Annotated in this window: 11 protein-coding genes and 3 pseudogenes; 1 reads left to right on the top strand and 13 read right to left on the bottom strand. The window is 29.8% G+C overall.

Going from position 1 to position 19,014, the window contains the following annotated elements; genetic code table 11:
* The first annotated feature begins 17 nt into the window (after window positions 1-17).
* Window positions 18-1,220 (top strand): glycosyltransferase, encoded by a 1,203-nt coding sequence (locus tag JJC03_RS05545; RefSeq protein ID WP_088400603.1) that lies wholly within the window; start codon window positions 18-20, stop codon window positions 1,218-1,220.
* A gap of 663 nt (window positions 1,221-1,883) precedes the next feature.
* Here the strand turns inward: JJC03_RS05545 and JJC03_RS05540 are convergent.
* The 13 genes and pseudogenes from JJC03_RS05540 to dprA all read right to left on the bottom strand — a co-directional run bounded on the left by JJC03_RS05540 (window position 1,884) and on the right by dprA (window position 19,005).
* Window positions 1,884-3,245, bottom strand: a complete 1,362-nt coding sequence (locus JJC03_RS05540; protein WP_174647548.1) for a hypothetical protein — start codon at window positions 3,243-3,245, stop codon at window positions 1,884-1,886.
* Between the two features lie 1,842 nt (window positions 3,246-5,087).
* On the bottom strand, window positions 5,088-5,621 hold the full coding sequence (locus JJC03_RS17440; protein ID WP_258932587.1) for a class I SAM-dependent rRNA methyltransferase: 534 nt from the start codon (window positions 5,619-5,621) through the stop codon (window positions 5,088-5,090).
* A complete protein-coding gene (locus JJC03_RS17435; RefSeq protein ID WP_258932348.1) occupies window positions 5,536-6,255 on the bottom strand; it encodes a class I SAM-dependent rRNA methyltransferase in 720 nt (239 codons plus the stop codon). The genes JJC03_RS17440 and JJC03_RS17435 overlap by 86 nt, the downstream gene beginning before the upstream one ends.
* 76 nt (window positions 6,256-6,331) lie before the next feature.
* Window positions 6,332-9,040, bottom strand: coding sequence for a M4 family metallopeptidase (locus JJC03_RS05530; protein ID WP_235874155.1), 2,709 nt, complete (start codon window positions 9,038-9,040; stop codon window positions 6,332-6,334).
* A gap of 173 nt (window positions 9,041-9,213) precedes the next feature.
* Window positions 9,214-9,867, bottom strand: coding sequence for a CoA transferase subunit B (locus JJC03_RS05525; RefSeq protein ID WP_088400332.1), 654 nt, complete (start codon window positions 9,865-9,867; stop codon window positions 9,214-9,216).
* Window positions 9,868-9,905: 38 nt separating this feature from the next.
* Window positions 9,906-10,603: pseudogene (locus tag JJC03_RS05520) on the bottom strand (CoA transferase subunit A).
* Window positions 10,604-10,611: 8 nt separating this feature from the next.
* Complete coding sequence (locus JJC03_RS05515) at window positions 10,612-12,945, bottom strand: penicillin-binding protein 1A (protein ID WP_088400328.1); 2,334 nt, start codon at window positions 12,943-12,945, stop codon at window positions 10,612-10,614.
* Window positions 12,946-12,947: 2 nt separating this feature from the next.
* The gene (locus JJC03_RS17430) at window positions 12,948-13,676 is read right to left on the bottom strand and encodes a gliding motility lipoprotein GldH (RefSeq protein ID WP_508623375.1); all 729 of its coding nucleotides are present in this window, start codon (window positions 13,674-13,676) and stop codon (window positions 12,948-12,950) included.
* 23 nt (window positions 13,677-13,699) lie between these two features.
* Window positions 13,700-14,813, bottom strand: a pseudogene (locus tag JJC03_RS17425) (PSP1 domain-containing protein); the annotation flags it as partial.
* A 173-nt stretch (window positions 14,814-14,986) separates the two neighbouring features.
* Window positions 14,987-15,217, bottom strand: a complete 231-nt coding sequence (locus JJC03_RS05505; protein WP_088400322.1) for a ferredoxin — start codon at window positions 15,215-15,217, stop codon at window positions 14,987-14,989.
* Window positions 15,217-16,457, bottom strand: a pseudogene (locus JJC03_RS05500) (peptidase U32 family protein). The gene JJC03_RS05505 and the pseudogene JJC03_RS05500 overlap by 1 nt, the downstream one beginning before the upstream one ends.
* Window positions 16,457-17,827, bottom strand: coding sequence for an oxygen-dependent tRNA uridine(34) hydroxylase TrhO (gene trhO, locus JJC03_RS05495; protein WP_088444822.1), 1,371 nt, complete (start codon window positions 17,825-17,827; stop codon window positions 16,457-16,459). The pseudogene JJC03_RS05500 and the gene trhO overlap by 1 nt, the downstream one beginning before the upstream one ends.
* A 77-nt stretch (window positions 17,828-17,904) precedes the next feature.
* Window positions 17,905-19,005, bottom strand: coding sequence for a DNA-processing protein DprA (dprA, locus tag JJC03_RS05490; RefSeq protein ID WP_088400316.1), 1,101 nt, complete (start codon window positions 19,003-19,005; stop codon window positions 17,905-17,907).
* Window positions 19,006-19,014 lie beyond the last annotated feature (9 nt).

The raw sequence follows: 19,014 nt of genomic DNA, 5'->3' as shown, positions 1-19,014 counted from the left end.
AAACTAAAAACATTAAAATGAAAAAAATATTAGCTATTGATGATCAACAATTAGTATTATTGTCTTTAGAGATGTATTTAACAGATTTAGGATTTGAAGTTCATACTTGTAATAATGTTCATGATGCTATTCAATTATATGATCATATTGAACCTGATTTAGTTATAGTAGACATGAATATGCCTGTACTTCCGTCTTCTATTTCTAATATGTCCAAAGAAGATGTTGAAAATAATGCTCATGGTCTTAAAATAGTTAAATATATTAAAATTGGTAGAAAAAGAAATACACCTGTTATCGTATTGTCAGGAAATACACAAGAAAATGTCATATTAGAAGGTTTTGATTTAGGGGCGGATGATTACTTAAAAAAACCTCTAAGTTTAAATGAAATAGGAGCACGTGTTAAAAAAATACTTGGAACTCCGAAAATATCGGAAAATATTGATCATCATAATCAATTTTTACAAGAAAAAAGTATAGGTGTTGTTATTCCTTGTTATAATGAAGAGCAACGATTGTTAAGCTCTGAATTTAAAAAATTTATTAAAACAAATTTAGGATATCATTTATGTTTTGTAAATGATGGAAGTACAGACAATACGTTAAAAGTATTAAATGAGTTATGCGAAGGAAATCAAAACAATATGAGTGTTTATAACTGCTCTAAAAATGGTGGGAAAGCAGAAGCAGTTCGTTTAGGAATGTTACATCTGACCTCATTAAATCAGTTTGATTACATAGGTTTTTTAGATGCTGATTTATCTACAGATTTCGCAGATTTTCACAAATTAGTTGATACAATAAAAAATTCAGAATATAAAATTGTTAGTGGTTCTAGAATAGATAGAATGGGGGCTGAAATTACAAAAGAATCCGCTAGAAAAATCATTTCAATGACGATAAATTTCATCATAAGAAAAACGCTCGGAATGGAATTTAGAGATACACAATGTGGTGCAAAAGTAATGAAACAAGAAATAATTGAAAAAACATTCCAAAAAAAATTTATCACCAAGTGGTTATTTGATGTAGAAATCTTTATGAGAATGAAAAAAATTTATGGAATAGAAAATGCTAAAAAAGTTATTTGTGAAGTACCTTTAAAAAGATGGATTCATATGGATGGATCTAAACTATCATTTAAAGATTCTTTTAAAATTGTTTTTCAATTAGGAAAAATAGCTTTTTACTATAGATTATTTCCCAGTAGTTTCTGATAAAAGTGAAATTATTAATAAAATATTAGACTAAATTGATTAAGAATGTTTTTTAGAAATTGTTTGTTTGCTTATTAAACGTAGATTTGCCTTGTCTTAAAACAATTGTGTACAACAATATACTTTTAAGACGAGGCAAATTACAAAACTTAAATACTTTTTAAGTTAGAGAATTTATGCTATAATATCCTAAAAAATCCCTATAATCAGAAATTATGTACATTATAATAATTTCGAAAATAAAAAATTTTCTAAGGACATAAATCAAGTTTATTCATCATGATCCAATTAAACAGGCTGCCAAAACTACTTTATAAATTTTGTCAATAAATGAAACTAAATATACTTATACGGTAAAATGTTAAAAGGAAAACTGGGAAAACTTACTTTTTTTTATTTTCTTTTAGAAATTTAAAAATGATTTATACAAATAATTCAATTAAAAAACTAAAAATACACTAAAACAAATTATCATTTCTTACGAATCAATTTTCAAAGATCTATATATTGAATATTTTTAAAAGCAACCAGAAAATGGTTAATATCAATCCAAAATTGGAAACTAATCCTCTATTAGTTCTTAGCTATACTTTAAAAAAGGGCTCGCCTTTAATTAAAAGTTAAACCCCTTTATTATAACTTACATACTTTTTAGTTTTGTATTTATTTATTTTTCACTTGTTTCTTAAATAAATTAATTTCTTCTTTTAATTGTTTTATCTGCTCTTTTTGTAATAGCAAATCCTTATACTGTTCATTTATTTTTTTATTTTGTTCAATAGAATATAATGTTAATTCTTCTATTTTTTGTAAAAGTTGTATTTGAAATTTTCCTACATTTACTCCTTCTTGTTTCATTTGCTTAGCTGAAGCAATTTCAGGTAAATGTTTTTTTTCTTTAATATGCTTTTCTACATCTTCTAAATTAGGAAGTTTATAAGCTTCATCAAAAACAAAATCTGCCGTAGGTGTTGTCGTTACTTTTATTTCTTTAACTTCTAATTTACCATTTAAAGCCGCATTACCATTATTTAAGATAAAAGCTTTTTCCCATTTCCAATCATTATTTATAGAAGGAGCAATATATAAAGATGTTCTACCATCATCTGGTGAGTGAAAAATCCAAGAATTAGAACCATTTGAAATAACATCATTCATAAGGGCATTACCACTTACTGTTAAACTTCCATTTAAATTCATATTTCCATTATCATGTAATATCATTCGTTGATTAGCGGTTGCCCAATTACTAGGATAATTCCAAAATTGTAAACTATTTCCATATGAACCTGTCATATTATAAATTCTCCATATTGCTCCTGGTTCAGTTTTAGAAGGATTATGAAAAGATAAAGCAGGCCCCTCTGAAGTAGAATAGCTAATTCCTATATTTCCTCCATCTACTTCTAATTTTTCTCTAGGATTTATAGTACCTAAACCTACATTTCCATTATCTTTTACTACTAATTTTTGATCTCTATAATCTCCTTTAGATACAACCCAACTATTACTATCTACATTTCCAAAAAACCAATTATTCTTACCATCTTCTAATTGTGTCTGAATACCTTGTGTATAGTTACCATTATTATTTTTTCTTTTTAAAAAAAGTGTAGGAGAATTATTTATTGCATATAAATCTTTAGCTATAAAATTTACCTCCGAATTATTTATATTACCTGTGTGATAAAATTGTTTCCATGAATTCCAAGTCATATTATCTCCATTCCTAGTTCTAAAAGAAATAGCATTACCTTCTGAATAATTCGTACTAATTTGACAATCATAGGCATTATTTAATCCTCCAAAACTTAAAAATGCACCTGGCCAAGGAGCTCCTGAACTTGGGTAAGCAAAGGTATAGCCATTCGTAAAATCATTCACATTACTAGGTGTTGTAACTGTAGTATTCCATTCACCATTAGATATAAATTCTAACTTTTTTGTCAACGTATTTTGAGGTGTTATAGTTTGAGAAAATGTTTTTATTGAAAAACAGAAAAAAAGAAATAAAATTTTTTTCATAATATTTAATTTTTATAATAGTCTTATTTATAGATATAAGATTTTCTTGATAGTATTTTCAATTTCAAAAATATCATATTTATTTGTTTTGTTTTTAAGATTCATTATAGAACTTATTTCTTACAGAGGTTTTTGCGTATAAGTGATTACCATAAAACATTGGTCAATTCATTATGTAAAGTAAAAAGTGCCTTTTAATTAGTTGAATCAGATAAGATTTATAAATTTATTTCGTATAGAGGCTGTACCTGACTATAACTTGCTCTTTCAATTTTAAAAATAATAAGAAGAGTTAGATTATAGCTCCAAAAACAATCGTGAAAGCATCTCTTTGAAGAGATATTGTTTTATATTTTTTGGTCATATAAATCGTAATTCATGTGCTTTTCATAACTCAAAACATCTTTTTAAGTAAGTATTTCTCTAGATAATGCTAAATTATTAGTAGCTTTCATTGATCATATTTAATTTCTTTTAATCCTGTTAACATCCCATTAATAAACGTCTAGATTTGTAAGCGTATATAACGAATCATATTAACCAATATCATGACTCGATTCCGTTTTAATAAGCATAAAAAACACTTTTTCTAAAGTTTCATCTTAAGAATTAGTAGTAGTTTGAGATTATAATTGATTTAAAATTCATTTATTGTCTCTATTGTTTTATTTTAAGGTAAATTTAAATATTTCATTTAACTATATGATTTAGAATTAAAAAAGTTGGCTGATAAAATACTATTTCTCATAGAATACTGTAATTCGCAATATTAGTATTTATCAAAATACTAATCCTATTATTTATTCATAGTGTTATTTTTTAAAAAACATTCAGATATTCTGACTATAACATTTTAAAATTATTATTATTAATTTTTACTTATTATATTAATCAATCATTTAAAGATAAAAACTTTTAAAAATTCATATTTCGAATAACCTTTGGAATAATTTTCAACTCATCTTTAATTTTATAATAAAAAAATAGAACTATTGGTATGATTATAAGTGAGTGATGAAGTACTAGTTTATAATCATCTCTCTTTCATTACACCTAGTAATATATTTTTAACACTTTATATTTTCTTATAGATTCAAGTTGATTTATATATCAAAAAAACCATATTTATTGCTTCTATTTATATAAGTATAATTCTTATATTTTTTTTTAATTCTAAACAATCTTTTACCATTTTAATTTTTCCCATCTCCTTAGAGAATACTAAATTCCAATAGAAATAATGTTATGAAATATATCAATTTGTGAATTTATATCTCTAACTTATTCTAAACTTATTACATTTTTAATATTAATTTTATTACTTAAATTGATTACATCATTTTTTAAATACCTATCTAGAATAGTTGCAGAAAGCTTAATTAACATATAATAATTAATACTTAAATTCATAACAGATGATAATTTTGTATTTATGCAAAATATTATGGATATCACTAGCAAAACTACCTTATAGTACTTTTATCTTTTGATCAAATGGGATTATTATACTAAATGGTTTAATACTTTCTTTATTTAGTTTTTTTGTGTAATCAAAAAGTGTACTGAATCAAATTTTAATTCATAATCTGGAACTTCAATATTTTTTTGAGGAACATTTTATTCATAAATCATTTCAGTAAATTCTCCATTTAGCTAAGAAGTTTTTTTACACAACTCCATCTTTAAGGTATCTATATTCATACTAAATTCTACCTTAACTATAAATTATTTCTTCTATTATGTTACAAAAGTATATTTAAAAATGCTAAAAATAAAACTTTAAAGATTTTTGCCTTCTTCAAAGTTTTATTTTTAAATACCTCTAAATAATAGCTATATAAATTACTCAACATACAATACCAGCCCTTTTAAATAATGTCCTTCAGGATGGTAGATATTAGTAGGATGATCAGGACCTTGACCTAATTTATGTAAAACTCGAATAGTTCTACCAGATTCTATAGCAGCAGCAGCTATAGTATTGTAAAACAATACATCATCTATAACTTGTGAACAAGAAAAAGTAAACAAGATTCCATTAGGAGCTAAAGCTTTTAACCCTGCTATATTTAATCGTTTATACGCTTGGGTTGCGGTATGTTTACTTTTTATACTTTTAGCAAAAGCAGGAGGATCTAATACAATCAGATCATATATTTGATGATTTTCTTTCATAAAATTAAATACATCATCTGCTACTGCTTGATGATTTGTATTTGAAAAATTTAATTCCATGTTTTTAGCAGCTAAATCAACAGCCTTTTGCGAAATATCAACTGAAGTTACTAGCTCAGCTCCTGATTTCATAGCATAAATTGAAAAACCTCCTGTATAGCAAAAAGTATTTAATACTTTTTTTCCCTTTTGAAAATTCAGCCAATAATTTTCGGTTATCTCGTTGGTCTAGAAAAAAACCTGTTTTTTGCCCTTCAACCCAATTTACAGAGAACATAATCTGATTTTCTTTTGCTACTGTTTCTGCTGTATTACCATATAAAAAGTAATCAGTCCCTATATTAGGAAGTGTCCCACTACTTTTACAATAGATCGTTTCACAATAGGTTGGAAAAGTGAATTGAATGGCTTTTGCTATTTTTTCTATTTGATAATAAATACCTGAAGAATGTGCTTGTAATACCCAATTATTATTATAAAAATCAATAATTAATCCAGGTATACCATCTCCTTCTCCATGAATAACACGAAAAGCATTTGTTACTTCGAAATCTAATAATTGAGTTCTTAAATTCCAAGCAGAAATAAGCTTTTTATTCCAAAAATCATCTGTAAATTCTTCTTGACCAAAAGTAAGTAATCGAACTACTATACTTCCTCTATCACTAAAATAGCCTATTCCAAGAGACTCATTTTTAGCATCAACAACTTCCACCATTTCGCCATCTGAAATTTCTTGGGATACACCATAGACAGCTCCACTAAATACCCATGGATGACGACGTAAGATTGATTTTTCTTTTCCTTGCTTTAAAATTACTTTTGGAAAACTCATGATTCTTTTTTTTGCAAATGTAATTATAAAAAAGAGACCGAAAAAATTCGGTCTCTCATATAATTTTGATTAAATCTTATTTTTTTGCAAACTTCTTAGATAATGTTTTTTGACCATCATTAATTTCAATCACATAAATACCTGCTGCTAAATCAGAAACATTAATTTCTTGATTTAATTTACCTGATTTTAAAGGTTGCCCCATTAAGTTATAAATTTGATATGAAACAGCTCTATTATCTAATACTGTTACATTCAATACTCCATTTGATGGATTTGGATAAAGTTCTATATTATAATTATTTGCTTCATCTGAAATTTCTGTACCAGAAGTAAGACTTGTAACTGGTGTAGAACCTACATTAACTGTATAATCTTCTACCTCGCCATAAGAGAATGTTTCACAAGCTGTAGAAGTAGATCCATATTTCATTTGAACTCTCATTCTAGTTTGTCCTGCTAAAGCTGTGGTAGGAACTGTAAAAGTACCTGTTAGATTTCCTGAACTAGAAGAAGAACCTGATGTTACTTTTTCTGTTGATTCAAATGTACCATTTTTATTATAATCAATCCATACAGACCAATACTCAGTATAGGCAATACCAGCAAAACCTGCACTAAATGTGATAGTATTAGAACCGTATGGTAGAGGTGCTACTTTAGCTGTAAAATCCCCATATCCTGCATTAGCAGTTGTTGTATTAGTCATACCATTTAATGCTACATAATCAATCCATTCATCTGCTTGACTAGATCCTTTAGATGCGCAATAAGAAACACTAGAGCCTGCTGAAGTAGTTACTGAAACGGCATTACTTGCTGCTGATAAATTACCTGCTGCATCTTTTGCTTTAACTGTAAAATTATAAGTAGTAGAAGCTGTTAAATTTGAAACAGTAGCACTAGTAGTAGCTGAAGATACTAAAAGAGTAGTACCATTATAGATATTATATCCTATAACCCCAACATTATCGGTAGAAGCTGTCCAAGATAAAGTAGTAGAAGTAGAAGTAGTACCTGAAGCTACTAAATTAGTTGGAGTAGTTGGAGCAGTAGTATCTGAAGTTCCTCCTGAATAAGCAGCTCCTATACCTACAGCATACCAAGCATTAGTGGTAGCAATAACTTCTGGTGATCCTGCACCATATAAATCAGTAGCTGCTTGAATAGCACCTGTTCTTGCATTAGCATAATTTGAATTAGATGATAAATATACACTTTCTGTTCTGAAAGCAATTTTCTCTGCTTTAGCAATAGTTATACCTGTTACGTTAAAAGCATTTCCTATATCATTAGTTCCTGATCCTCCAATAGATAATAAATAAAACCAGTAATTTAATACTCCTGAATTTGTATGTACACCTCCTGAATCACCTGTTCCTGAATACCAATTAGTTCCTTTATATGTATCAGGCTGCCCTTCAGAATTAGGATTACTCATAGATCTTAATGCAAGGTGACCTGATCTTCTTTCAATATCTTCACCGATTAACCAGATTTGTTTATTTACTTGCGAATAATTTTCAATACATGCTCCCCAAATATCAGAAAATCCTTCATTCATAGCTCCTGATTCATTTTGATAAACTAAATTTGATGTATTTGAACAAACAGCATGTCCAATTTCATGACCACATACATCTAGTGCTGTTAATGCGTCGAAATAAGTACCACTACCATCTCCGTATGTCATTCTACTTCCATCCCAATATGCGTTATCATAATTAGTACTATAATGAACGTAACTATTAATTTTAGCACCTGCATTATCATAACTATTTCTACCATGAACATTTTTCCAATAATCGTATGTTTTTTCTGCACCCCAATGAGCGTCTAGGGCAGCATTATCTTTATTGGTGTTATTATATTCTGTAGCGGTCCAATTATTATCTGCATCAGTAAAGTTTACTGCTGAAGCATAAGAAGTACCTTTTTTCATATTATATGTTTGAATACCATTTCCTCTTCCTGCTTCAGATAATATATAAGAAGATCCACTTAAAGATGTTTCTATACTTTGTGAACCACTATAACGAGTTGCAGCATTAGCTGTAACAAAAGCCATAGTATTTGTTTTAAACATATTTAAATAAGCTCCTTGTGATACTTTTTTACCATGGCTGTGCTCTCCTATATGTTTTATAGTAGCATTATAAAACAATATTTGACCATTTTGAGCGTCTACGTAAATATCTCCTCTACTTAAAGGTTTCGTAGCATAAATATCAAATTTATAAGCTAATTTAACCGTATTATCAATAGGTAACAAAACTAATTCTCCCTGAGGTTTAGTATATTTATTAGCATTTGCTTCTGCAAAATTATCCCATAAAAATTCTTGTGCTCCTAAATGTGTAATTGCTTTCTGTAAGGCAATATCAGCTTTTATAGATGGATTAATATCTATATCACCAATATTGTAATATTCACCATTCATTGAATTAACTCTACCATTTTTAGAATGTACTGAATAAGTTGCAAATTCAACTTTTATTCCTTTATGATATAATTGGTATTTATCATGAGAAAATCCTAAGTTATCAGAATCTGACTTCATTTTAGCAAAATCTTGATTAGTTCTTAATCCAAGTTGCTCTTTAAATAAAGTTTTAACATCAGATGTTTTATAAACAGATGATTGTCTGAATGAAATAAATGAGGGAGTGCCATTACTGCTTTTTTCTTTCACTCCTACATACCTATTACTTTCTTGAGCAACGGTTGATAACGTAACTAATGACAAAGCCATCATAGATGCTACGCTGTGTAATTGTTTTTTCATAGTTAATAGTTTGTTTTGTTGATAAAAATAATATTTTAATAAATTCAGTACTAATATAGTATTTTTTTTAAATAAAAAGTTTATTGTGAATTTTTTTAATTTTTATCAATAAAAAAAACAAAACATAAAAAAGCGATAGAATTTCTATCGCTTTAAAAAATAAATATTTTTTACTAAAATTCCATTTCTGGTATATCTCCTTCTATTATTAATTCTGCTTCTGTGGCTTTTATAATTTCATCAACTGTAACACCTGGAGCTCGTTCTAATAATTTAAATCCTTTATTTGTAATTTCTAAAACAGCTAATTCGGTTACTACTTTCTTTACGCATCCTACACCTGTTAAGGGTAAAGTACATTTTTTTAGAATTTTAGATTCTCCTGCTTTATTAACATGCATCATTGCTACAATAATATTTTCTGCAGAAGCTACTAAATCCATAGCCCCTCCCATTCCTTTAACCATTTTACCGGGTATTTTCCAGTTAGCAATGTCACCATTTTGTGCAACCTCCATAGCTCCTAAAATAGTTAAATCTACTTTCTGAGCACGAATCATTCCGAAACTAAAAGCTGAATCAAAAAAACTTGCTCCTGGTAAAGTTGTTATGGTTTGCTTTCCTGCATTAATAATATCAGCATCTTCTTCTCCTTCAAAAGGAAATGGTCCCATTCCTAAAACGCCATTTTCTGATTGGAACTCAACGGAAATATCTTCACGAACATAATTAGCTACTAAAGTTGGAATTCCGATTCCTAAATTTACATAATAACCGTCTTTAACTTCCTTAGCTATTCTTTTTGCTATATCTTCTTTTGACAACATAATTTTTTCTTTTGCTAAACAGTAATATTGAATATTGATTACTTATGACGAACTGTACGTTGTTCAATTCTTTTTTCAAAACTTTCACCTTGAAAAATACGATTAATCATAATTCCAGGAATGTGAATTTCGTTCGGATCTAATGTTCCTGCAGGAACGAGTTCTTCTACTTCTGCTATAGTAATTTTAGCAGCTCCTGCCATAGGTGCATTAAAATTACGAGCAGTACCTTTAAAAATTAGATTACCTGCTTCATCTCCCTTCCATGCTTTAACAATAGAGAAATCTGCATTAAAAGCGTGTTCTAAAATGTACATTTTACCATTAAATTCACGAACCTCTTTTCCTTCAGCCACTTCTGTTCCATAACCTGCTGGAGTAAAGAATGCAGGAATACCAGCTTGGGCAGCCCGACATTTTTCAGCTAAAGTACCCTGAGGTGTTAGTTCTACATCTAACTCACCTGAAAGCATCTGACGTTCAAACTCTGCATTTTCACCTACATAAGAGGAAATCATTTTTTTAATTTGACGTTTTTGTAGCAACAAGCCTAAACCAAAATCATCAACACCAGCATTATTAGAAATACAGGTTAAATTTTTAACTTCTTTTTTACAAGCTCTTGTATACTATTCTCAGGAATTCCGCATAGACCAAAACCACCTAACATGATAGTCATACCATCTTGTATTCCTTCTAAAGCTTCTTGTACGTTTTTTACTTTTCTAGATATCATAGTTGTGTTTATAATCCAAATTCATCTGTATTTTGTTCGTCCTCTGGTTTTACTCTTATAGAATCGTTAGCTGTGCTATCATTTTCTCTTCTTGAATGGGAAGGAGCACTATAACAGTCTACTTTAATTTTTAAATCACTTGGTTTTTCGAAAGCTTCTTTTGAAATATTTAAAGTTGGATCTGCATAACATTTTTTCATAAAAAGTCCCCAAATAGGTAATGCCATTGTAGCTCCTTGACCTGCTGCTAATGTTTTAAAATGAGCTGATCTATCTTCATTTCCAACCCAAACTCCAGTTGCTAAATTAGGTACCATACCGATAAACCATCCATCTGATTGATTTTGAGAAGTACCTGTTTTTCCCGCAATAGGATTAGTAAACATATAAGGGTATCCTGTTACCCTATTATATTTCCAACCTCCTCCTTGAGTACGTAAACGATCTCCTGAACCCGACTCTGTAACACCTTCTAATAATTTAATGACTGCATATGAAACATCTTTACTCAATACATCTTTAGATTCTAATTTAGGCTCAAAAATGACATTTCCATTTTTATCTTCTATTTTAGAAATTACTTGTGGTTTTAAATAGATACCTTGATTAGCAAAGGTACTGAATGCTGCTACCATATCACGAACTGTAATATCAACGGCCCCTAAAGCAATTGATGGTTGTGAAGGAATTTCTGTTTCTACACCTAATTTTCTTAATAAGGCAATTACAGCATCAGGACCTGTTTTGTCTATTAATTTAGCCGATACTGTATTAACTGAATTTGCTAATGCTCTTTTTAAGGTCATCATACCTCTATATTTTCTATCTGAATTTCGAGGCTCCCAATCTTCCGTTACGTTGTGTTTTCCTTTACGAATCATAAATGGTCCGTCTAAAATTGTATCGCAAGGGGACATACCTAATTGCTGTATAGCAGTTGCGTATACGAAAGGCTTAAATGTAGATCCCACCTGACGAGCTCCTAAACCTACGTGATCATACTGAAAATAACGATAATCTATCCCTCCTACCCAAGCTTTTACATGACCTGTTTGAGGTTCCATTGCCATTAAACCTGGTTGTAGGAAATGTTTATAATAACGAATTGAATCATAAGGTGTCATAACGGTATCACGATCTCCTTTCCAGGTGAATACGGTCATTTTTGTTTTTATATGGAACGATTTCTTTATATCGTCTTCTTCCATTCCATTATCAGATAATATTCTCCAACGTTCTGAATTTCGCATAGAACGATCCATAACTTTTTCAATTTCGGTATCTGTTATGTTAACAAAAGGAGCTGTTTTATTTTTCTTTTGCTCTATAAAAAATTCTTGTTGCAAATTAGCTAGGTGTTCTTTCATAGCTTCTTCAGCATATAATTGCATACGAGAATCAATAGTGGTATAAATTTTTAAACCGTCTGAATAAATATTATAATCAGACCCATCTTCTTTTTTATTTTCTTCTACCCATTTTTTCATATAATCACGAAGATATTCTCTAAAATAGGTAGCAGTTCCTTCATTGTATTTTTCAGGTGAGAAAGTTAATCTAATAGGTTTTGCTTGATAGTTTTCTTTTTGTGTAGTAGTCAAGAAACCATTTTTTTCCATTTGTTTTAATACAACATTACGGCGATCACGCACTTTTTCTTCCCTTTTTAATGGGTTAAATAAAGAAGGATTTTTTAACATTCCTACTAACATAGCTGATTCATCAACTGTAAGTTGTTTAGGTTCTTTTGCAAAATATACTTTAGCAGCTGAACGAATTCCTACTGCTGTATTTACAAAATCTACTTTATTAAGATACATGGCAATTATTTCGTTTTTCGTATATTGACGTTCTAAACGAATTGCAATAATCCATTCTTTTGCTTTTTGAATTAATCCTATAATTTTAAATTTAGAACGCTCTCCATGAAAAAGTAACTTAGCTAATTGTTGTGTTAGTGTAGATGCTCCTCCATCTGTACCTAACTTTAGAGCAGCACTCAAAGTTCTTTTTCCATCAATTCCTGAATGTTCATAAAAACGTTCATCTTCTGTAGCTACTAACGCATTGACTAAATGTTTCGGTAAATCTTCATATTTTACGGGTGTCCTATTTTCATTAAAAAATTTTCCAATAACAACACCATCTGATGAAATAATTTCAGTAGCTAGATTAGACTCTGGGTTTTCTAATTCTTCAAAGGATGGCATTGAGCCAAATAAGCCCCAAGAAGCAAAAAGGAAAAACAAAAAAACCCCTCCGAATGTGTAGAGAAAATATTTCCAAAATTTCTTTACATAAGGAGCATAATCTGGTTTGCGAGTATTTAATTTTTGAGTCATAGTTATTTATTTTCTTCTATTGATTCTATTCTAAAACCTAATTCAGTAACACCATTTAAATTTTCAATCCCTTTTAATTTTCCATTCTCACGCACTGCTTGTTGAATGGTCACTTTATATTTTCCTTTTTTAGGGAATATATAGTTTTCTTTATACCACAATTTGCTTTCTTTAACATCAGAAAAACCTTGTCCCATTAAAGTTCCATCTGGGTTTGCCATCTGATATTCTAATGTATCAACATATATTTTCCCTTTAGGTTGCTCTAATCTAACAATTAAAAATAGGTTACTAAATTCGTAATCATCATTATTACGTATATTAATAAATAAATTTAATGGTTTTTGAGAAGCATCCTGCTCAAACTCAAAACTGACCGCTTCTTTTTTAGGCCATCCATTTTCAAAGGTTTTATATTGGTCAAATACTTGTGATTTATCACAAGATACCAATGTGACTCCTAAAAGGAATCCGTACCAATTAGTTTTGATTATCTTTTTATCATTTCTATTTTTTGACCTATTGTTTTTGGGTCTCGGTCTATTGTTTCTAGATCTTTGCCCTTCCGCTTGGTTATTTTTATTCTGATCTCCTTTAGGAGGATTTACCACTTCTGATTTGGGTTTTAGAGTTTCTGGTTTAGGCTTATGCTCTTGTTTGGGCTTATTATTCTCAAAACGAGGTTTTACTGTCTTTTCTGTTTTATTTTCAACTGCTTTTTCAGCAGAAATAGTAGTAGAAGTACTTATTTTCTTTTTCTTATTCTTATTTTTTTTCTTAGGTTGATCAAAGCGGGTTAAACTATCTTGTCCCATTGCATTTTGAAATGTTTTTTCAACCGTTTCTTTTTCTTCTTCATAAACAAAATCTTCTAAAGTACCCACTTTTTTACCTTGTTTATTTAAAGCTAAAATTTCTTTTACTTCATTTACCTTAAGCATATGCCAAATAGCCATATTATCAGGATAAGCAAACCACATTAATTCTTTAAATATATCAATTTTTTGACAAGCAGCTTCTCCTCTATCTGTTTGTAGTTTAGTTTCCATATCTGGAAAATCTTTCAAAGCATCCATATAGGTATCTAGCTCATAATTTAAACAACATTTGAGTTTACCACATTGTCCTGCTAATTTTTGAGGGTTTAAAGAAAGTTGTTGATAACGAGCTGCTGAAGTATTTACACTTCTGAAATCAGTTAACCAAGTGGAACAACATAATTCACGACCACAAGAACCTACACCTCCTAAACGAGCTGCTTCTTGACGAAAACCTACTTGCTTCATTTCGATACGAATTTTAAATTCAGCTGCGTAGTCTTTAATTAATTGTCTGAAATCTACTCGATCGTTAGCTGTATAATAGAATGTAGCTTTAGACCCATCTCCCTGGAACTCAATATCTGATATTTTCATTTCTAGATTTAAAGCAATGGCTAGTTCACGAGCTCGAACTTGAATTCCTGCTTCTCTATTACGTGCTTCTTGCCAAATATCAATATCTTTTTGCGAAGCTTTTCGATAAATTTTTGGTATTTCACCTGTAGGATCTGTTCCTTTTTTCTTCATTTGTACTTTAACTAGTTCACCTGTTAAAGTAATGATTCCTACATCATGTCCTGGATTAGCTTCCGTAGCTACTATATCACCAATAGAAAGACTTAGTTTTTCAGGGTTTTTAAAAAATTCTTTTCTACCATTTTTAAAACGAACTTCTACACAGTCAAAAGGCTCTTGTCCTCCTGGAAGAGACATATTAGAAAGCCAATCAAAGACTGTTAATTTATTGCAGCTATCAGTGCCGCAAGTCCCATTATTTTTACACCCCTTAGGAGAACCTGAAGAAGTTGAACAATTACTACATGCCATAATCTTGAGTATATATTGGTCATCTCATTTTGAAGTGAGACTAGTACTGCCAATTTAGTTTTGTGTGTAAAGATACAATTTTTAAGTACCAAAAATCAAATGACATTTTCCAAAATAAAAAAACCTGTTGGATTTATAATTCAACAGGTTTTTACAAAGTTTATTTTTTATTTTTAGGTTTCTTTTACCGTAATGATATGTACTGGACAGGCTTTTTCTGCCAATTCGCATGCTTCAAAAATAGTATGATCATGTGATTTTAATGTATGAAAACCTTTTGTATCAATTGATTTTATTAGAACGGATTTTCCATCTTTTTTAGACATTTGAAATTGTGCTGGTGCAAACTCTACGCAATAATTACATCCAATACATTTATCTCTTTGCAAAGTTATGATAATCATTATGCTTCTACAATTTTATACAATTTATCTGATAGGCGTATTCTAAAAGGTAATTTAAATGTACAACTATCTCCTTTTGTTGCTTTATCAGCTAGCAAATCATTTACATACATTTCTTCAATAATCATTTCCTGAGCTCCAGTACTTGGTCCGGTTATTAAAATTTTATCTCCCTTTTTAATGTCGTAAGCTTCAATTTTAAATTCACCAATACTTGCTTTTGGAAAATAGTGCATTCCTTTTCCTACATATACTTTTTTTGCGTTGCATTACTTCCTGAATCTTTGCTCCATTCTCCTAATTTTTGACCTAAGTAATAACCGCTCCAAAAGCCACGATTATAAACAGTTTCTAATGCTTCCATCCAAGTATTTATTTTTTCCTTAGAAAAGGTTCCGTTATAATAAGCATCTATAGCTTCACGATATGTTCTCGTAACGGTTGCTACATATTCTGGAGCACGACCACGACCTTCTAATTTAAGCACCTTTATTCCTGAATCAATTACTTGATCTAAAAAATCTATTGTACATAAATCTTTTGGTGACATCATATACTCATTATCAATTTCGATTTCAAAACCTGATTCTTGATCAATAACAGTATATTTTTTACGACAATTTTGTTTACAAGCTCCTCTATTAGCAGAAGAATTATGGGAATGAAGGCTCAAGTAACATTTACCTGAAACCGCCATACACAAAGCGCCATGTCCAAAGATTTCAATTTCTACTAAATTACCACTTGGTCCTTTTATTTGTTCTTTCTCAATTAATTCAGTAATTTTTTTTACTTGACGTAAACTTAACTCACGAGATAAAACGATGGTATCTGCGAACATTGCATAGAACTTTACAGTTTCTATATTTGTAACATTCAACTGGGTTGAAATATGAACTTCCATACCAGCTGTTCTAGCTGTCATAATTACAGCTTGATCTGAAGCAATTACAGCTGTGATTCCTGCTTCTTTAGCTTTTGTTATTAATGTTTTGACGATTGATAAATCATGATCATAAATAATTGTATTCAATGTAAGATAGGTTCTTACATTTTTTTCTTGACAACGACGAGCAATTTCAGGTAAATCATCTAATATAAAATTTACAGTAGCACGAGCGCGCATGTTTAATTGCTCGACACCAAAATATATTGAATCACAACCATTATCTAAGGCGGCCTGCAAGGATTCAAAATTTCCTGCGGGTGCCATTAATTCTATTTTACCTGAACTTGTCATTATTTTATAATTTTATATAATTTATCTGATGGTCTCACTTTAAAAGGTACGTTCATCGTAATTTTATCACCTATTTTAGCAATAGAATTAGGTTCACCATTTACAAACATATTCTCTACTATAATTTCCTGATTACCGGTAGTTGGTCCTGAAATAAGAACTTTATCTCCTAAAACGATTTGATCTGCCTCAATTAAAAATTGTCCTACTTGTGTTTTTGAATAGTAATGATTACCTTTTCCTATTAATATTTTTTTAACTGCTATACGCTGTCTTATATTCTTAGATTTTTGATCATTTTCAGTCGCTTTTGCTAAAGATGTAGCAGTAAGTTCTCCTGATTTTTTAAATTTTAAGGCTTCTGATTTTCCTTTACGAAATATTTTATTACTGTTTTGAATTCCTTTTCTTAAAAGAACCTGTTCTTCTAGAGGTAAATGAGTTGTATCTAAACATTCTACTGAACAGCAATTTTCCATTTTTTGAGCACAATCATCACATTGGATAAACAATAAATGGCAGCTATCATTTGCACAATTTGTATGGTTATCACAAGGTGTGCCGCATTGATGACATTGTGCTATAATATCATCTGTAATTCTTTCTCCTAAACGATGATCGAAAACAAAATTTTTACCAATAAATTTACTTTCTAAACCGTGTTCTTTTATCTGACGTGCGTAATTTATAATACCACCTTCTAATTGGTATACATTTTTAAAGCCTTGGTGTTTAAAATATGCTGATGCTTTTTCACAACGTATTCCTCCTGTACAATACATTACTAAATTTTTATCTTCTTTAAAATCTTGTAATTGTTCATTTATAATAGGTAATGACTCGCGAAAGGTTTCTACATCAGGAGTAATAGCATTTCTAAAATGTCCTACTTCACTTTCATAATGATTTCTAAAATCAACTACAATCGTATTAGGGTCATCTAAAATTGTATTAAAATCTTTTGCATTTAAATGAATTCCTTTGTTAGTTACATCAAAAGAATCATCATTTAATCCGTCTGCTACAATTTTGTGGCGTACTTTAACTGTTAATTTAAGAAAAGAATGATCATCATGTTCAACCGCTACATTTATACGAATTCCTTTCATAAAGTCATAAGCTTCTAAAGTATTTCGAAAGGTTTCAAAATTTTCAGCGGGCACACTCATTTGAGCATTAATACCTTCATTAGCTACATAGACGCGTCCTAAAGCATCTAGTTTATTCCAAGCTAAAAATAAATCATTACGAAATTGTTGTGGATCTTGAATACGCGCATACTGGTAGAAAGAAATTGTCAAACGTTGTTTTCCTGCTTGATCAATTAATTCAGCTCTTTCTTCTGCGCTTAAGGTGTTATACAGTTGCATGCTATAAACTTTAAGTGAGATAACTAAACGTGTGATGAATTCTAAATGGAAGAATTCAATGGCAAAGGTATTGATTTTTAGATTATCTCAAAATATTTCCCAGGTAAAGACCGTATTACTCCTTTTAATTCCATATTAAGTAGTAAGGAAGATAATTTAAAAACTGTTAAATCAGAATCAATTGCAATACGATCTAAATGTTCCTTTCCTTGTTTTTGTAAATAATCAAAAATAGATTGTTCATCTTCTGTTAAATTAATAAAAAGTTGTTTTTGTATTGCTTTTGTTGATTTTTTCAAATCCCAATTTAAATGATAAACTAAATCCGCTGTATTTGTTAACAATTGTGCTTTGTTCGTCTTAATCAAATCATTACAGCCTTTACTATATTTATCAGTTACTCTTCCTGGAACAGCAAAAACTTCACGATGGTAATTATTAGCCATTTGAGCAGTTAGTAATGAACCACCTTGTTCCGCACTTTCAATAACTAAAGTGGCTTCTGAAATACCAGCAACTATTCGATTTCTTTTTACGAAGTTTTCTCTATCAGGATTGGTTGTACTAAAAAATTCCGTTATAAATCCTCCATTTTCTTCAACTTTTCGGATATATTTTTTATGAGGTTTAGGGTAAATCTGACTTAAACCATGTGCTAAAACAGCAATTGTTTGTAAGCCACATTCAATAGCACATTGATGAGCTGCTATATCGACTCCATAAGCAAATCCGCTTACAATAATGGGATTAAGAGGTGCTAAATCTTGAATGAATTTTCTACAAAAATCAATTCCTTGAGGTGTTACTTGCCGAGTACCAACAATACTAATGATTTTTGGATTCTCTAAATGAATATTTCCTGTTGTAAATAACAAAACGGGAGCATCATAGCATTCTTTTAATCTGGTTGGGTATAATGAATCTTGAAAATACCATACATTAATAGATTCTTTTAATAAGAATTTTAATTCTTTTTCAGCTTTGGTAAAGGAGTCAGATTTTTTTAAATTTTGTATTAAAAAACTTCCCACTCCCTCAATTTTAGCTAAATGAGTTGATCTTGTTTTAAAGACTTCTTCTGCTGATCCACAATTCAATATCAATCTTTTCGCTATAACGTCTCCTACTCCTTCAGTATTTAAAAGAGCTAAGGCATAAAATAAATCAGTATGTAACATGGCGTATAA

This window comes from Flavobacterium oreochromis (assembly GCF_019565455.1).
Lineage (GTDB): Bacteria > Bacteroidota > Bacteroidia > Flavobacteriales > Flavobacteriaceae > Flavobacterium > Flavobacterium oreochromis.
Note: the sequence above shows the minus strand (reverse complement) of the source record. Positions and strands in the feature narration are given on the sequence as shown.